The 16,076-nt window shown below is 69.1% G+C and carries 14 protein-coding genes; 3 read left to right on the top strand and 11 right to left on the bottom strand.

Annotated elements, in window-relative coordinates:
• Nucleotides 1–266 precede the first annotated feature (266 nt).
• Nucleotides 267–917 carry a LysE family translocator gene (locus WS62_RS23335; RefSeq protein WP_066575865.1) on the bottom strand — a complete coding sequence of 217 codons (651 nt, stop codon included), beginning with the start codon at nt 915–917 and terminating at the stop codon, nt 267–269.
• A 112-nt stretch (nt 918–1,029) separates the two neighbouring features.
• On the bottom strand, nt 1,030–1,899 hold the full coding sequence (locus WS62_RS23330; RefSeq protein WP_066575863.1) for an NAD(P)-dependent oxidoreductase: 870 nt from the start codon (nt 1,897–1,899) through the stop codon (nt 1,030–1,032).
• Nucleotides 1,900–2,027: 128 nt separating this feature from the next.
• On the opposite strand from WS62_RS23330, the gene WS62_RS23325 reads away from it, so the two are divergent.
• Complete coding sequence (locus tag WS62_RS23325) at nt 2,028–2,783, top strand: Mut7-C RNAse domain-containing protein (protein WP_066575862.1); 756 nt, start codon at nt 2,028–2,030, stop codon at nt 2,781–2,783.
• 92 nt (nt 2,784–2,875) lie between these two features.
• On the opposite strand, the gene WS62_RS37580 is transcribed toward WS62_RS23325, so the two are convergent.
• Complete coding sequence (locus WS62_RS37580) at nt 2,876–3,106, bottom strand: hypothetical protein (RefSeq protein ID WP_010107017.1); 231 nt, start codon at nt 3,104–3,106, stop codon at nt 2,876–2,878.
• 281 nt (nt 3,107–3,387) lie between these two features.
• Here WS62_RS37580 and WS62_RS36845 point away from each other — a divergent pair, with 281 nt between their 5' ends.
• Both WS62_RS36845 and WS62_RS23310 read left to right on the top strand, forming a co-directional pair.
• Nucleotides 3,388–3,621 carry a hypothetical protein gene (locus tag WS62_RS36845; RefSeq protein ID WP_156441098.1) on the top strand — a complete coding sequence of 78 codons (234 nt, stop codon included), beginning with the start codon at nt 3,388–3,390 and terminating at the stop codon, nt 3,619–3,621.
• A gap of 463 nt (nt 3,622–4,084) precedes the next feature.
• Nucleotides 4,085–4,456: a hypothetical protein gene (locus WS62_RS23310; protein ID WP_066575859.1), complete on the top strand. Its 372-nt coding sequence runs from the start codon at nt 4,085–4,087 to the stop codon at nt 4,454–4,456.
• A gap of 104 nt (nt 4,457–4,560) precedes the next feature.
• Here the strand turns inward: WS62_RS23310 and WS62_RS23305 are convergent, their stop codons facing one another.
• The 8 genes from WS62_RS23305 to WS62_RS23270 form a co-directional block, all read right to left on the bottom strand.
• The gene (locus WS62_RS23305; protein WP_066575857.1) at nt 4,561–5,802 is read right to left on the bottom strand and encodes an MFS transporter; all 1,242 of its coding nucleotides are present in this window, start codon (nt 5,800–5,802) and stop codon (nt 4,561–4,563) included.
• Nucleotides 5,803–5,852: 50 nt separating this feature from the next.
• Complete coding sequence (locus WS62_RS23300; RefSeq protein WP_066575850.1) at nt 5,853–6,953, bottom strand: 3-deoxy-7-phosphoheptulonate synthase; 1,101 nt, start codon at nt 6,951–6,953, stop codon at nt 5,853–5,855.
• A 64-nt stretch (nt 6,954–7,017) separates the two neighbouring features.
• The gene (locus WS62_RS23295; protein WP_066575848.1) at nt 7,018–7,809 is read right to left on the bottom strand and encodes a 2,3-dihydro-2,3-dihydroxybenzoate dehydrogenase; all 792 of its coding nucleotides are present in this window, start codon (nt 7,807–7,809) and stop codon (nt 7,018–7,020) included.
• 42 nt (nt 7,810–7,851) lie between these two features.
• Complete coding sequence (locus tag WS62_RS23290) at nt 7,852–11,802, bottom strand: non-ribosomal peptide synthetase (RefSeq protein WP_231748389.1); 3,951 nt, start codon at nt 11,800–11,802, stop codon at nt 7,852–7,854.
• 61 nt (nt 11,803–11,863) lie between these two features.
• The gene (locus tag WS62_RS23285; RefSeq protein ID WP_066575845.1) at nt 11,864–12,184 is read right to left on the bottom strand and encodes a DUF2218 domain-containing protein; all 321 of its coding nucleotides are present in this window, start codon (nt 12,182–12,184) and stop codon (nt 11,864–11,866) included.
• Nucleotides 12,185–12,198: 14 nt separating this feature from the next.
• On the bottom strand, nt 12,199–13,074 hold the full coding sequence (locus WS62_RS23280) for an isochorismatase family protein (RefSeq protein ID WP_066575844.1): 876 nt from the start codon (nt 13,072–13,074) through the stop codon (nt 12,199–12,201).
• Nucleotides 13,075–13,122: 48 nt separating this feature from the next.
• Complete coding sequence (locus WS62_RS23275) at nt 13,123–14,760, bottom strand: (2,3-dihydroxybenzoyl)adenylate synthase (RefSeq protein WP_066575842.1); 1,638 nt, start codon at nt 14,758–14,760, stop codon at nt 13,123–13,125.
• Nucleotides 14,757–15,989 carry an isochorismate synthase gene (locus WS62_RS23270; RefSeq protein ID WP_156441097.1) on the bottom strand — a complete coding sequence of 411 codons (1,233 nt, stop codon included), beginning with the start codon at nt 15,987–15,989 and terminating at the stop codon, nt 14,757–14,759. The genes WS62_RS23275 and WS62_RS23270 overlap by 4 nt, the downstream gene beginning before the upstream one ends.
• Nucleotides 15,990–16,076: the final 87 nt, after the last annotated feature.

Raw genomic sequence — 16,076 nt, 5'->3', positions numbered from 1 at the left:
CGAGGTCGCAGTCGACCGCGCGGAGCGGCTTCGTCGCCGTCCGAGATTCCGCGGGACTCGAGGCCGCCTGTCGCTTCGATTCGCGTGAGCCGGCAACGGCGCCCGCAGTCGCGTTTCGTCAGTCGGCGTGCCGCGAACTTCGAAGCGAGCCGCCTGCGCGTTTTCGCCATCTCACGAACGGCGATGCGGCGTGCGCGCGGCGCCTTTGCCGCTTCGCCGATTCTCCATTTCGCCGACTTGACGACTCACCGACCGGAGCACGCCGCTCAGTGCCGCACGAGCGCCATCATTGCGCCGAAGCCGACAAACAGGCCACCCGTCAGGCGGTTGAAAATCTTCGCGACGTTCGCGCTCCGGAGCGTCACGCCGATCCGCGTGCCGAACGACGCGTACACGATGTACCAGCTCACCTCGATGACGGCGAACGTCGCGACGAGGATGCCGAACTGCGGCAGCGTCGGCGCGGACGCGTCGATGAACTGCGGCAGGAGCGCGGCGGCGAACAGGATCGCCTTCGGGTTGCTGCCCGCGACGAGAAAGCCGTTGCGAAAGAGCGCCCAGCGCGACTCGGACGCGCTCGCGCGGCCCGCTTGCGGCGCAGCGTCGGCGGCATCCGCGGCGGATTCCGCGTCGATGCGCGCGCGCCACGCCTTCACGCCGAGATAGATCAGATACGCGGCGCCCGCGAAGCGGAGCGCGTCGAACATCGCCGGCCACGCTTCGAGGAACACGCCGAGCCCCGCGGCGGACACCGACAGCATCGCGACGAGCGCCGTCATGCAGCCCGCCATCGTCGCCGTCGAACGCCGCAGCCCGTGACGCGCGCCGTGCGTCATCACGAGCAGCATGTTCGGACCGGGAATCGCCGACACGACGAACACCGTCGCGACGAACAGCCACCACGTATGCAGATTCATTGCCGCCCCGCTATCGAAATGGAAATGGAAATGGAAACGCCGATTATGCCGGGGAACGTGCGCCGTTGCCTGCGGCGGGGCGGCCGCAAGCCGCTCGCGGCTCCGGTGCGCGTTACCGCCCCGCCCGGCGCGCCGCGACCTGCCCGAGCACCGCGAAATCCTTGTCGCCGTCGCCGTGCGCGACCGCTTCGATCAGGCTGTCGCGCACGACGCTCGCGATGGGCAGCGGCACCGACAACGCATCGCCCGCCTCGAGCGCGAGCCGCACGTCCTTCAAGCCGAGCCGCGCCTTGAAGAGCGCCGGCTCGTAGCGCGATTCGGCAATCATCGCGCCGTAGCCCTGATAGACGGGGCCGGGGAACACGCTGTTCGTGATCACGTCGAGATAGTCGTTCATCGCGACGCCGTGCGCGGCGAGCAGCGCCGCCGCCTCGCCCATCGTCTCGATCGCCGATGCGATCGTGAAGTTGGCCGCGATCTTCACCGCATTCGCGTGCTGCGGCAGCGAGCCGAGCCGCCAGGTCTTCTGGCCGATCGCGTCGAATGCGGGCTGCATCCGGTCGATCGCCTCCGCGGGGCCGGCCGCGATGATCGTCAGGCGCGCCGCCGCCGCAACGTGCGGACGCCCCATCACGGGTGCCGCGACGTAGTGAATCCCGCGCGCCGCGTGCGCATGCGCGAGCTGCTCGGCGAGCGCGACGGAGATCGTCGCCATGTTTACGTGGATGAGGCCGCGGGGCGCATGTTCGAGGAGCGACGCGTCGAACACGCCGCGCGCGGCCGCGTCGTCGGCGAGCATCGAGAACACTGCGTCGCCCGTGAACGCTTCGGCGACCGTCGCGACGTGCTGCGCGCCCAGCTCGACGAGCGGCGCGACGCGTTCGGCCGAGCGGTTCCACACCCGCACGCGATGCCCCGCCTTCAGCAGATTCGCCGCGACGGCGCCGCCCATCTCGCCCACGCCGATAAATCCGATGTCCATGTCCTGCTCCTTGAATTCGTCATATCCGTCGAAAGCACGAGTAAAGCACAGGCGCGCGACATTTGCCGTCTCGCACGCGGCAACTCGCACGACGTGCGGGAAACGCGCGGCGGTGGGATACTCGCCCGATGGTCACCGTGACTTTCCGCTTCTACGAGGAGTTGAACGATTTCCTCGCGCGGCCGCTACGCCGCCGAGCATTCGAGCACGCGTGCATGCGCGGCGCGAGCGTCAAGCATGCGATCGAAGCGCTCGGCGTCCCGCACACCGAAGTCGAGCTGATTCTCGTCAACGGCGAATCGTCGCCGTTCGGCCGCGTGCTCGAGCACGGCGACCGCGTCGCCGTCTACCCGACCTTCGAAGCGATCGACATCCGCCCGCTGCTGCGCGTGCGCGCCGCGCCGCTGCGCGTCACGCGTTTCATCGCGGACGCGCATCTCGGCGGGCTTGCGCAATTGCTGCGTCTCGCGGGCTTCGACACGCTGTACGACAACCATTGTCCGGACGACCTGATCGAGGCGATCGCCGCGCGCGAAGCGCGGATCGTCCTCACGCGCGATCGCGAGCTGCTCAAGCGCCGCACGATCACGCATGGCTGCTACGTGCGCGCGCTGAAGCCGCAGGCGCAGCTGCGCGAGCTGTTCGACCGGCTCGATCTGGCCGGCAACGCGCGGCCGTTCCGGCTGTGCCTGTCGTGCAACGCGCCGCTGCGGCGCATCGATCCCGCCGAAGCCGAAGGCCGCGCGCCGCAAGGCGTGTTGCAGCGCCACACGCGCTTCGTCACCTGCGACGTGTGCCGCCGCGTGTTCTGGGAAGGCTCGCACTGGCAGCGAATGCGCGCGCTGATCGATCACGTGTCGCAGCCGGAGCCGCCGCACGCGTGACGCGCGCATAAAAACAAACCCCGCGTTCGCGAAAACGCGGGGTTCGTCATGACGAGCCACGACGGCGGCGATGCGCCGCCGCGGGCAAGCGCTTACTGCTGCGCGCCCTTGTCGTTCGTGCCGGCTGCCGAAGCGGCGGAGGCCTTCGCCTTGGCCTTCTCCGAACCGTGCTGCTTCAGTTCGTGCTTCGGCTTGCTCTTGTCGTGCTTGACAGCCGAAGCAGCCGCCGGCGCCGAGGCTGCCGGTGCCGATGCTTGTGCGAACACGGAAGCCGAAGCGAATGCGATAGCGGCGGTTGCCACCGAAGCGATGATCTTCTTCATTGTTTTTCCTTGAATATCCAAACGGAAATATCCGGTTAATCACGATGCGTTGGAGCGCATCCAGCGCCGGTATTGTTCGAGATTCACGACGCGCACCCTACAAAACGTAAGGATTTCGTCGGCGTGAACACTCGTGCGCCGGTTCTATAACGCAGCGAATGCACGCTGCGTTGACACGCCCCGCACGTCTTTCGAGCCGATCCGAATTCGGCCCGAAAGATCAAATAGATAGCACGATCGGCGGGAATTTCCTGGATCTCGGTCAAATGCAACGCACTGGAATGGCTCACGCCATTCGAATCTTGCGATTTAACTTGTCTGATCAAATTCGACGCGAATTCGATTCGATGAGCGAATGTGCGGCATCTCGCCAGCCGGTTGCGATGGAAGCAACGCCGGGCGATGCCGGGCCGCGGTCGCGCGCATCGTGGAAGCGCCGCATCGAATGGCACGACGCCGGCGAGCGCGGCGACGCAGTCGCCGAACGTGGCGAAGCCACAATGCGGGACCGATGACCGGGAATCGTGCGCATCAGCGGACCCACGCGTGAAGCGCGACGTGTATTGCGAATGTTCGACCCGCGCATCGCGCATGCATGCGTACGCGCCGGTACGCGCAACAACGATGCTCGACACGTCGCACCGTCCTCGCAAAACGCGCGGCACGCCGCCGCGCTCGACATCAGCCGGATGCACACGACCGCACGCCGCCGCGCGATGCCATCGCGTTTGCCCGGCGTTCGATTCGCGATTCGCGCGCGATGCATGTCGTCGCAAACGATCGCAATCGGCACGATACGCGCGAACGAAAACAATTTTTAACACAAACGATGCGCATGCCTTGTTAGGCTCGCGACACGATCGGATTTTCCTCAATCTCTTCGGCGCGCCGCCCTTCGCGCGACGTCGCGCATCGGAACGACGCGAAATGCATAGAATCCGGATGCGTTTTTGCCGAATGACTCACCTTGGATCGCCCATGAAATCGACTCGGATTCTCGCCAGCTGCGCGCTCGTCGGCGCCGTGGCGGCGCTCGCCGGTTGCGCAGGCTCACCGGCGAACGGCCCGCAGGCCGAATCGCCCAGCGGCCGGATCATCTACGTCGCGTCGCCGCGCAGCCCGGCCGACGTCGAGCACTGCCTGACGAGCCGCGTGCCGCAGGCGCGCGTCGCGCAGCACAACCCGACCACGGTCCTGATCGGCCCCTACTCGTCCGATTCCGATTGGACCGTCACGCTCGCGCCGACCGCGTCGGCCGGTACAAGCATCGGCGTCTATCGCCCGCGCAGCGGCGACGGCGATCCGGAGGAATCGGAGCTGCGCTTCCACATCGCGCGCTGCGCGGTCTGATGCGCATCGCGTGGGACGTGGGGCGCGCATCGCACGTCCCACGTCGAGCGCCGAACACCGCGAATCGCGCGCCGCCGCAACCGCGCGGTGCGCGATCGACGCCTTCACCGCTTCGCGGCTGCACGCCGCGCACCTCGCCATGTCGCACAGGACACGAGCAGCAGCAGCACGCCGATCAGCGCGAACGGCGCCTGCGGGCGCCAGTCGTACAGCGCGGTGCCGACGAGCGGCGCCACGATCATGCTGAGCCCCTGCGCGACCGACATCGTGCCCGCACACGCGCCCTGCTCGCGCGCATCGACCGCCGCGCTCGCGAGCGCGGCGACGGCCGGAAACGACGCCCCCATCCCAAACGCCGCGACGAGATAGCCGGCGCAGACGGCCATCGGCTGCGTCGGCTCGACGAGCAGCACCGACGCGAATCCCGCCGCGCTCGCGAGCGCGCCCCAGCGCAGCCATTGCAGCGGCGCGATGCGCGGCAGCCGCGCAACCGCCGACTGCATCACGATCAGGCCGAGCCCCGCGCAGCCGAGCGCATAGCCGACGACGACCGCCGCGTGCCGCGCTTCGACGTGCAACCAATCGATCACGTAAAACCCGAGCGCGCTGTTCGCGATCGCGATGACGCTGTACAGCGCGAATGCGCTGAGCCACGGCCTCCGGATCCGCGCGTCGTTGATCTTGAGCCGCGGCGGCGCACCGCGCACCTCGCGCGGCCGCGCGTCGTCGAGGCGGCCGAGCCCTGGCAGGCCCGCGAGCGGCAATAGCGCGAACACGGCGAGCGTCGCGGCGAGATCGTAGCGGCCGATCCAGCCGGCGAGCGGCGGTGCGATCACCATGCCGATCGCGCCCGCCGCGCCGAAGCGCGCCATCGTCGCCGCGCGCCGTTGCGGCGCGGTGCGGTCCGCGATCCACGCGGTCGCCGCGACGGGCAGCCCCGCGAAACAGCCGCCCATCGCCGCGCGCGTGACGAACAGCGCGGCCAGGCTCAGCGCGAGCGCCGGCACGCCGTGCGCGCCGTCTCGCAGCGCCCACCACACGTAGAGCGCGAGCAGCAGGTAGCAGGCGACAAAGCCCGCGATCGCGGTTCGCATCGCCGGCACGCGGCCGCGAATGTCCGCAGCGCGTCCCCAGCGACGCGCAGTCGCGATCCAGACGACCCCGACGACGGCGATGACCGCGCCGATGTGCGACGCCTGCAGATGCAGCATCCGCGCGAGGGGCGCCGCGATCGCGACGAACGCGTAGTTGCCCGCCATCATCGTGAAGTTCGCGATGAGCAGCGGCGTCAGCGGCAAGCCGGCGCGCTCGGCGGCGGCCGGGGTTTCAACGGAAGTCGTGGACATGAGGCTCCTGTTCGTTCGATGAATGGATGCGCAACGCGCGCGCGGACGCGTCAACGGCGCGCAATGTGAGCGGCGAGACGCGCGTGCGCGGCGACGAGCGCCGCTTCGGTCGCGTCCCAGCCGAGACAGGGATCGGTGATCGAGCAGCCGTAGCGCAGCGCGTCGGCCCCGTCGTCGAGCGCCTGCCGCCCTTCTTCGAGAAAACTCTCGAGCATCACGCCGCGAATCGAGCGATTGCCGGCGCAGATCTGGTCGACGATGTCGTCGAGCACCGCGACCTGCCGCGCATGCTGCTTGTCGCAGTTCGCATGCGAGCAATCGACGACGACGTTCGTCGGCAGCCGGTTCGCGCGCAGCGCGTGCTCGGCCGCCGCGACGCTCGCGGCGTCGTAGTTCGGGCCGTCGCGGCCGCCTCGCAGCACGAGGTGCGCGTACGGATTGCCGTCGGTGTGCAGCACGACCGGATAGCCTTCGTCGTGCAGGCCGATGAACGCGTGCGGCCGCATGCTGCTCTGCATCGCGTGAATCGCGATCTCGACGCCGCCGTCCGTGCCGTTCTTGAATCCGACCGGCATCGGCAGCCCCGACGCCATCTCACGATGCACCTGCGATTCGGTCGTGCGCGCGCCGATCGCCGCCCAGCTCACGAGATCGCCGAGGTAATGCGGCGTGACGAGATCGAGCGCCTCGATCGCGGCCGGCAGCCCGAGCGCGTTCACTTCGCACAGCAGCCGGCGTGCGGTCGCGAGCCCTTCGTCGATACGATGGCTGCCGTCGAGGCGCGGATCGTTGATGAGCCCCTTCCAGCCGACCGTCGTGCGCGGCTTTTCGAAGTACACGCGCATCACGACGCAGAACACGTCCCGCACCGCATCCGCGAGACGCGCGAGATGCAGCGCGTAGTCGAGCGCCGCTTGCGGATCGTGGATCGAGCACGGTCCGACGATCGCGAGCCAGCGCGGATCACGCTGTTCGAGAATCGCCTGCACTTGACGTCGGCCCGCGTCGACGGTCGTCTGGATGGTCGCCGAGAGCGGATAGCGGCGGCGCAGCGCGGCGGGCGTCGGCAGCCGCATGCCGACCCGCTGCCGCGCGACGCTTGCGCGCGACCCGGCCAAGCCGCCGTTCGGGTACAGGGTGATGTTTTTCATAACCGGATAGCGAGAAAAGAGAAGTAGCCGGCGCGCGTGCGTCCGACGCGCGCCGGCTGCCGCGTCACGCGCCGAGCGTCGCGCCGCCGTCGACGCACAGGCTGTGCAGCGTCACGTGGCGCGACGCGTTCGACAGCAGGAACAGCACGGCCGACGCGACATCGTCCGGATCGGCGATCCGGCGCAGCGGGATGCCGGTCCGGAACGCGGGCAGCGAGCCCGCGATCACCGCGTCGACGCTGCGCTCGTCGGTCCAGAGCTGGCGCTGCATCTGCGTGTCGGTCGAGCCGGGCGCGACGACGTTGCAGCGAATCCCGTGCTCGGCGAGTTCGAGCCCGAGGCATTTCGTGAATTGATGCGCGGCCGCCTTCGACGCCGCATAGGCCGCCATCTGCGTCCGCGGCACGCGCGCCGCGTTCGAGCCGACCGTGACGATGCTGCCCGCGCGCCGCGGGATCATCCGCTGCGCGACCGCGCGCGACAGATGGAACACGCCGTGCGTATTGACGGCGAAGCTGTGCGCCCAGTCTTCGTCGCTCAGCGTGCGGACGTCGGCGAGACGCAGGATGCCCGCGACGTTCGCGAGCATGCCGATCGGGCCGAGCGTCGTATCGATGCGTTCGACGGCCGCGCGCACCGCATCGGCATTCGCGACATCGACGTCGAACGGATGGATGCGCCGGCCGGCCGATTCGGCATCGGCCGCGAGCTGCGCGAGCGCATCCGCGCGCACGTCGAGCGCCGCGACGACGATGCCGCGCGCGGCCAGCGCGCGGGCGACCGCCGCGCCGATGCCCTGCGCGGCGCCGCTCACCACGGCGACGGCCCCCGGAAAATCGGTGAAGGTGCTGTTCATCGGATCAAGCTCCTGAAATATCATCGAAGTGGCGCGCGCGTCTCAGCGAAGACGCTCGGCGAGCGCCGCGCCGATCTCGGCCATCGGCGCGGGATCGGACATCCCGTCGTGCGAGCACGCGAGCACGCGGCATGCGAGCGCGCCCGGCCGCAGATGGACCTCCCATGCGCCGGGCGCCGGCACGTGCGCCGGATTGCGAGCCGCACGAAACAGCAGCACGTCGCCGTCATAGCGCGGCGTCTTGCTTGCACGGAACAGCCGCATCTGCCGCAGCATCTGCTCCGCATGCGCGTCGAGGCGCGCCGCGCCGAGCGCGGCGAACGCGCTGTTCGCACGCAGCAGCCGCTGGCGCAGCACGTCGTCTGCGACGCCGTCGGTCTCGAAATCGCCGTTCGCGGTCAGCAGGATCTGCAACGCATCGCGCAGCGCCGGCATCGGATGCGCGGCCCACGCCGACGCGGGATAGCTGTCCATCAGCGCGAGCAGGCCGATCGCGTGCCCGTCGCCGCGCAGCTTCGCGGCGACGCCGTGCGCGAGCGCGCCGCCCAGCGACCAGCCGAGCAAGTGGTACGGCCCGTCCGGCTGCAACGCGCGCACGCGCGCCGCGTAGCGCTCGACGAGCGCATCGAAATCCCGCGCTTCGCGCGTCTCGTCGACCGCCAATTGCAGACCGTGCACGGTCGCATCCGGCAGATGGCGCGCGACGCGAAGATAGCCCCATGCGAGTCCGTCGGCCGGATGAATGCAGATCAGCGCAGGCGCGCCTGCCGGGCCGGACTGGATCGCGAGCGTCGGCGCGAACGCGTCGTGCGTGGTCCCCGGCCGGTGATACGCGTGCGGCGCCGTCAGCGCGTGCGCGAGCGCCTGCACGGTCGCGTGGCGGAACAGCATCGACACCGGCACATCGCGCCGCAACTCGATTGCAAGCTGCGCAGCCGCCTGGATCGCCTGCAGCGACTTGCCGCCCAGGTCGAAGAAATTCGACGCGCTCGTCAGCGACACGTCGCCGAGCACCTGCCGCCAGACCTGCATCACCTGCCGTTCCAGCGCGCTCGCGCCGACATCGTGGCCGGCGGCATCCGCCTCACGCTGCTTCGCGCGCAGCAGCAGCGCCTTGCGGTCGGTCTTCCCGTTCGGATTGCACGGCAGCGCGTCGAGCACGTGCCACGCGTCGGGAATCGCCGGCGCCGGCAGCGATTGCGCGAGCAGCGCGCGCAGCGCGTCCACGTCGCGTTCGCCCGCGACGAACGCCGTCAGCGTGCAGTTTCCCGCGCCGCGCGCCACCGGCACGACGGCGGCTTCGCGCACGTTCGGCGTCCGAAGCAACAGATTCTCGATCTCGAGCGGCTCAATGCGCAGGCCGCTGATCTTCACCTGATGATCGATGCGGCCGACGAATCGCAACTGCCCGTCGTGCAATTGCGCGAGGTCGCCCGTTCGATATGCGCGCTCGCCGGTGTCCGGCAGCGCGACGAAGCGCGCGGCGGTCAACTCGGGATCGTGCAGATACTCGAGCGCGAGCGCGTCGCCGACGAGCACCAGTTCGCCGACTCGCCCGGCCGCAACCGGATACAGCCGCTCATCGACGATCCGCGCACCGACGCCCGGACGCGGGAGGCCGATCGGCACTGCGTCGCCTGCAGTCCAGACCGCTTGCGGGCCGCCGACGCGCGCGGCCGTCGCGATGACCGTCGCTTCGGTCGGCCCATACGTGTTCATCAGCACTTGCTGCGGCAGCAGCTCGCGCCAGCGCGCGATCCGTTCGGGCAGCGCGGCCTCGCCGCCGACGATCGTCAATCGCACGCCGCCGAGCCGGCGCGCGGCCTCGGCATCGAGCGCGTGCGCGAGCACGTGCCAGTACGCGGTCGGCAAATCGAGCACGGTAATCCCGAGACGCTCGATCGCGGCGGCGAACGTCGCGACCGAATCGAGCATCGCGTCGTCGCGCAGCACGAGCGTCGCGCCGCGGCAGAGCGTGACGAAGATCTCCTCGAGACTCGCATCGAAATGCAGCGGCGCGAACTGCAGCACGCGATCGGCCGGGCCGACGCCGTACAGCGCGCGCGTGCTCGCGACGAACTGCGCAAGCGCGAGGCGGCCGACCAGCACGCCGTTCGGCCTGCCGGTCGAGCCGGACGTGTAGAGCAAATAGGCGGGATGCCGACGACCCGGTTCGATGCGCGGCGCGGCATCGAGGAGCACGCTGCGCGCGGCGTCGGCGTCGGCGTCGGCGTCGGCGTCGGCGTCGGCATTGGCATCGGCGTCAGCGTCAGCGCCGACGCCGAATGCGCCGAATGCGTCGATCTCGTCGAGATCGAGCGTCGTCGCGGCGCCTGCATCGCGCCGCCACGGTGCACGCGTCAGCACGAGATCAGGTGCAGCGTCCGCGAGCACGCTCGCCATGCGCTGCGCGGGACCGTCCGGATCAAGCGGCACGAACGCCGCGCCGATCTGCAGCACGGCAAGCATCGACGCGATCGCATCCAGCGAGCGCGGCGCAAGTATCGCAACCCGGCTGCGATCGTTCGCGCCGTGCTCGGCAAGCGCGGCGGCGATCGCATCGACACGCGCGAGCAGCGCCCGGTAATCGATCCGCGCGTCGCCCGCTTCGATCGCGATCTGGCTCGGCGCACGCTCGGCCGCCTGCCGTATGAGTGCGAGCACGTCGACGACGGGTTCGACAAGCGGCTCGCCGCGGCAAATCGACGGCGGCGGCAGATCGCGCAGCAACGGCTCGAGCGGCGCATCCGGCTCGTGCGCGGCGAACGCGAAGAGCCAGCCGGACAGGCTGTCCGCGAGCGCCGACGCGCGCGCGTCGTCGTACGCATTCGGATTCGCTTCGAGCGCGACATGCCATGCGCCGTCGCGCACGACGAGCGTCACGTTCAGATCCTTGACGGGGCCGCCGCTCACGGGCCGCATGTCGCTCTTCAATCCGGCGAATGCAATCCGCCGGTCGAACGGCATCAGATTCACCGCCTGGTTGAACAGAAACGTGTTGTGCTCGAGCAGGCCGAGATCGCCGCGAATCCATCCGTAGCGGTAGTACAGATGCGGCCGGATCGCGCGCAGATCGCGGATCGTGTCGGCCGCGAGCGTGCGCGGCGTCGCGTCGGCGCGAACGTGCACGCGAAGCGGCACGATGTTCATCGCCATGCACGGCACGTTGAGCGCGGGCGTGCCGAGGCGGTTCATCACCGGCAGGCCGAACGTCAGGTCGCGCTGGCCCGCCTGCTTGCCGAGCCACACGCCGATCGCGGCCAGCATCCAGGCGGTCCATTCGGCGCCCGCGCGCTCGGCGGCCGCGCAAAGCGTGCGGACCTGCGCCGGCTCGAGCGTCAGCACGCGCCGCCGCGCCGTGTTGCCGACATCCCGCTTCGGCGCGATCTCGGCGGGTGCGGGCACGTCGCGCAGATGCTCGATCCAGAACGCGCGATCACGCTCGAAGCGGCCCGTCTCGCGATACGCGGCTTCCGCTGCGACGACTCGTTCGATGTTCCAATCGGGCAGCGCAGGCAGCGGCGTCGCTGCGACGCGCGCGTTGTAGCGCGCGGCGACCGCTTGCTGGATCAGGCTGTAGCCGAACCCGTCGATCGCGATGTGATGGATCTGCAGATACCACCAGTGGCGCTGCGGCGACAGCCGCAGCAACGCCGTTCGGTACAGCACGTCCGACGTCACGTCGCAGCAGACCGCCAGCGACGCCTGCATCCACGCATGCGCGGCCGCGTCGGGATCATCGTGCGCACTGAAGTCGACGACGGGCAGCCGCGTGCACGCGGGACGACGATGCTGCCAAAGCGTGTCGCCGGCCCATTCGAAGCGCATGTGCAGCGTATCGGCGCGATCGATCACTTCTTCGACGCCGGCGACAAGCGCGTCGATGTCGAGCGCGCCGGCGAGCTCGACCGCCTCGGCCGTGAGATAGCCCGTATCTTCCGGGTCGACCTGTTGCGCGACCCAAATGCCGTATTGCGCGGAGGTCGCGCGCATCCGTTGACTCGTGTGCTGCATGTAGCCTTGTGCGGAAGAAGAAAAGGAAAGGCGATGCACGTCAGGCGCGCCGCCAGTCGACGACCAGTTGCTTGTTGCGCGCCATCAGCGCGAGGTGCTCGTCCATCACGTACTGGATCTGTTCTAGCTTCTCGATCGAATCGGCTTCGCAGCGGATGCTCAGGACGTCATCGGTGCGCAGCACGTGGCACTTGCCGTATGGAAAGTCGATTGCCGCGCGATGCGCGTCGAATGCGACCGGCACCTTGATCGCGTAGTGCTTGCACATCTTGAACAGCACGCGGTCGGCCTGCGGCACGGTGAGTTCGGCGGTGCTGACGAGGAACACGCCCGGCGGCGCGTTCGAATCCGGCTGTTGCATCGTCGTTCTCCCCATCATGCGGCCACGCGGTCCACGCGTTGCAGCAGTTGCGCCCATGCGGCGAGCGTCGGCGCTTCGGCGAGCTGCACGAACGACACGTCGCGCCCCGCCTGACGCCACGTCTCGACGAGCGTCATGATCCGCACCGAGTCGAGCCCATGGTCGAGCAGGTTGTCGTGCGGCGGCAGGTCCGCTGCGGCGATCTGCAGCATGTGCGCAACCTGCGCCGCGACGGCCGCGATCGATGCCGGTTCGGCCACGGCCCGCCGATCGTCGGCGAGCTCGCGTGCGAGCACGACCTTGCCGCAGCGGCGCGCGACGTAATCGAGCGCCATCCGATGCTCGTGCTCGGAGAAATCGGCGAGCGCATCGGCAACGAAGAACGGCTGGACATCCTTCATGAACGCCTCGCATGCGGTCATCAGGCAGCCGATATGCGCATAGATGCCGCAGATCACGAGCTGATCGCGCTGCGCACCGCGCAGCATCGATTCGAAATCCGAACGTTGAAATGCGCTGTAGCGCCACTTGTCGAGCACGACGTCGCCCGATGCCGGCGCGAGCGCCGAGCAGATCGGCGCGCGCCCGGGCTGCGCGGTCAGGCCCGGTCCCCACATGTCGGTCAGCAGCCCGCGCTCGGCGGCCGCTTGCTGCGGCAACTGCGCGGTGTAGTACACCGGCATGCCGTTCGCGCGCGCGAAATCGATCAAGCGACGCACGTTCGCGATCGCATCGGGAATCGGCGCCGCGTCGCGATCGTAGGAGTCGAGGAAGTAGTCCTGCATGTCGTGCACGAGGAGCGCCGCGCGAGCGGCGTCGAAGCGCCACGCGACGCGACTCTCGGGGATGTCCGCAGGCATCGGATACGAAGGGATCTTCGGAATGGCCATATCGATCTTGAAGTTATTTTGGAGTGTCAAGGAACGCCGCATGCGAGGTCAGCCGACGGTCGCTTCGGCCGTGGCCAGCCGGTTCGCGATGTCGCTGCGCAGCGCTTTCTTGTCGGTCTTGCCGACGGGCGTCTTCGGGAATGCGTCGACGAATTCGATTCGATCGGGAATCTTGTAGGCAGCGATGCCTTGCTCGCGCAGGAAGCGCAGCAGATCCGTCGCGCGCGGCGTCGGCTCGCTGCCGATCACGTACGCGCAGCTCTTCTCGCCGAGATACGGATCGGGCATCGCGACGAGCGCCGCGTCGACGACGCCCGGATGCGCGAGCAGCAAATGCTCGACCTCTTCGGCCGCGATCTTCTCGCCGCCACGGTTGATCTGATCCTTCGCACGGCCTTCGACGACGAGATGGCCCGCCGCGCTCATCCGCACGCGGTCGCCCGTCCGATAGAAACCGTCCGGCGTGAACGCGCGCGCGTTGTGCGCGTCCGCTTTGTAGTAGCCGCGAATCGTGTACGGTCCGCGCGTCAGCAGATGGCCTACCTCGCCCGGCGCGACCGGACGATCGTCGTCGTCGACGATGCGGATCTCGTCGTCCGAGGAAATCGGCCGACCTTGCGTATGGACGACCACGTCGGCGGGATCGTCGAGCCGCGTGTAGTTGACGAGACCCTCAGCCATCCCGAATACCTGCTGCAGCTTCGCGCCGAGCTCCGGCTCGATGCGCCGCGCAAGCGTCGTGTCGAAGCGCGCGCCGCCGACCTGCACGACGCGCAGACTCGCGAGCGCCACGCGCCGTTTCGCGGCGGCGGCAAGCCACACGGGAACGAGCGACGGCACGAGCGCTGCGATCGTCACGCGTTCGCGCTCGATCAACGGAAACGCCTGATCGGGACTGCCGCCGTCGCACAACACGACGGTGCCGCCTGCGTACAGCGCGCCGAACGTGCCGGGCGAGCTCAGTGCGTAGTTGTGCGCGACGGGCAGCACGCACAGGTAGACGCTCGTTTCGTCGAGTCCGCAAATGCGCGCGCTTTCGCGAATGCTGTACAGATAGTCGTCATGCGTGCGCGGAATCAGCTTCGGCGTACCCGTGCTGCCGCCTGATAGTTGCAGGAACGCGACTTCGTGCGCGCCGGGGCCATCGGGCAGCGCGATCGCTTCGTCGTCGCCGCGCAGATCGGCCAGCGCGACGTGCTCGCCCGCATCGCCGACGATCAGCACGTGCTCGAGCGTCGGCGCTTGCGCCTGCACGGTCTTCGCGAGTGCGCGGTAGTCGAATCCGCCGTGCCGGTCCGCCGCGACGTATGCGACCGCTTCCGCGTGCCGGCAGAAGTGGCCGATCTCCTGCCTGCGATGCGCGGGCAGCGCGAACACGGGCAGCGCGCCGAGCCTGAACAGCGCGAAGACGACCGCGAAAAATTCGAAGCAGTTCGGCAACTGGACGACGACGCGATCGCGCGGACGAATTCCGCGCGCGGCGAGTCCGCGCGCGACGCGCGTCGCTTCGTTCGCGAGCTGCCGGTACGACCAGCGCGTGTCGCCTTCGACGAGCGCGATGCGCTCGCCGTACCGCGTGGCGAGCTCATCGAGCAGTTGTCCGAACGATTGCCCCTGCCAATGGCCTTTGCGCCGATACTCGGCTGCGACGCCGTCCGGCCACGGCGTCCAATGCGCGAGCGTCATGCGACGATCCTCGAGGCCGCGTCGGCCGCGTCGGCCGCGTCGGTTGCGTCGGTTGCGTCGGTTGCGTCGGTTGCGTCGGTTGCGTCGGTTGCGTCGGCCGCGTCGGTCGCATCGATCTCCGCCGTTCGATCGACGCCCATCGCGTCGAGCATCGTGCGGAACTTCGCCGCCGTTTCCGCGAGCTCCGCTGCCGGCCGCGAATCGCCGACGACGCCCGCGCCCGCGAAGAGCCGCAGCGTGCGACCCCGCGCTTCCGCGCAGCGGATCGTGACGATCCATTCGCCGTCGCCGCGCGCATCGACCCAACCGAGCGTGCCCGCATAGAAGCCGCGATCGAACGGCTCGGCGCGCAGGATCGCTTCGCGCGCGGCGCTGCGCGGATAGCCGCACACGGCGGGCGTCGGATGCAGCGCGAGCGCGAGCGTCAGCGCATCGGCGCTCGTTTCGCCGGTGACTTCGGTCGACAGATGCCACATCGTCTGCGTATGGACGAGCGACGGACGCGCGGGCACGACGAGCTTCTTGCAAAATGGCGCGAGGCTTTCCTTCACCGCGTCGACGACGACGCGATGCTCGTCGAGATCCTTCGCCGACGCGAGCAGCGCCTCCGCGCGCCTGCGATCTTCGACCGGATCGCTGCTGCGCGGCGCGGACCCGGCGAGCGGATTCGCACGCATCACGCCCTGGAAGCGGCTGATGAGCAGCTCGGGGCTCGCGCCGAGCAGCGTGCGCCCGTCGCCGACGTCGACCGAGAACGTATAGCCGTGCGGATTGCGCGCGGCGAGCCTTTCGATCAGCGCGCGCACGTCGACCGGCTGCGCGCCCGTCAGCTCGAGCGTGCGTGCGAGCACGACTTTGTCGAGATGCCCGGCGCGAATGCTCGCGACCGCTTGCGCGACGGCCGCCGCGTAATCGTCGCCCGGCGGCACCGCGCGCGAGTCGTAGCGATGCGCGGCGGGTGGCGATGCCTGCACGTCGCCGAGCGGACCGCCGCGCAGCATCGCGCGCACGACGCTGAGCGCCGCGGGACGCTCGACGTCGAACGGCACCGCGCCGACGACCGCCGCGTCGTCGTGCCCTTGCTCGCGGGCTTGCGCGAGCGCACGCTGCACGCGCGCGCCGAGCGGCTCGTCCGCATGCGGCACTCGCTCGATGATGTCCTGCGCGAGCAGCGTATGGCTCGGCGTCGCGAAGAAGAGCGGCGCATCGGGCTCGTATGCGTCGAGCATATTTTGGATAGCTGACAAAAACTCAGGCTTGGGAAGCGCGTTCACGTTCTGCTCTCCGGATTCGATTCGTCTGGATCGACGCGCCGC

Origin of the sequence: Burkholderia sp. ABCPW 14 (assembly GCF_001523835.1) — a bacterium.
Lineage (GTDB): Bacteria > Pseudomonadota > Gammaproteobacteria > Burkholderiales > Burkholderiaceae > Burkholderia > Burkholderia mayonis.
The sequence above is the reverse complement of the archived record's forward strand: the minus strand, read 5'-3'. Positions and strand labels throughout refer to the sequence as shown.

Bases quoted from the DNA above. Each gene is read 5' to 3' on its own strand.
- WS62_RS23305 (WP_066575857.1), bottom strand. From the start codon at position 5,802: ATGTCCACGACTTCCGTTGAAACCCCGGCCGCCGCCGAGCGCGCCGGC.
- WS62_RS23330 (WP_066575863.1), bottom strand. From the start codon at position 1,899: ATGGACATCGGATTTATCGGCGTGGGCGAGATGGGCGGCGCCGTCGCG.
- WS62_RS23270 (WP_156441097.1), bottom strand. From the start codon at position 15,989: ATGCTCGACGCATACGAGCCCGATGCGCCGCTCTTCTTCGCGACGCCG.
- WS62_RS23335 (WP_066575865.1), bottom strand. From the start codon at position 917: ATGAATCTGCATACGTGGTGGCTGTTCGTCGCGACGGTGTTCGTCGTG.
- WS62_RS36845 (WP_156441098.1), top strand. From the start codon at position 3,388: ATGGCTCACGCCATTCGAATCTTGCGATTTAACTTGTCTGATCAAATT.
- WS62_RS23290 (WP_231748389.1), bottom strand. From the start codon at position 11,802: ATGCGCGCGACCTCCGCGCAATACGGCATTTGGGTCGCGCAACAGGTC.
- WS62_RS23275 (WP_066575842.1), bottom strand. From the start codon at position 14,760: ATGACGCTCGCGCATTGGACGCCGTGGCCGGACGGCGTCGCAGCCGAG.
- WS62_RS23280 (WP_066575844.1), bottom strand. From the start codon at position 13,074: ATGGCCATTCCGAAGATCCCTTCGTATCCGATGCCTGCGGACATCCCC.
- WS62_RS23325 (WP_066575862.1), top strand. From the start codon at position 2,028: ATGGTCACCGTGACTTTCCGCTTCTACGAGGAGTTGAACGATTTCCTC.
- WS62_RS23300 (WP_066575850.1), bottom strand. From the start codon at position 6,953: ATGAAAAACATCACCCTGTACCCGAACGGCGGCTTGGCCGGGTCGCGC.
- WS62_RS23285 (WP_066575845.1), bottom strand. From the start codon at position 12,184: ATGCAACAGCCGGATTCGAACGCGCCGCCGGGCGTGTTCCTCGTCAGC.
- WS62_RS37580 (WP_010107017.1), bottom strand. From the start codon at position 3,106: ATGAAGAAGATCATCGCTTCGGTGGCAACCGCCGCTATCGCATTCGCT.
- WS62_RS23310 (WP_066575859.1), top strand. From the start codon at position 4,085: ATGAAATCGACTCGGATTCTCGCCAGCTGCGCGCTCGTCGGCGCCGTG.
- WS62_RS23295 (WP_066575848.1), bottom strand. From the start codon at position 7,809: ATGAACAGCACCTTCACCGATTTTCCGGGGGCCGTCGCCGTGGTGAGC.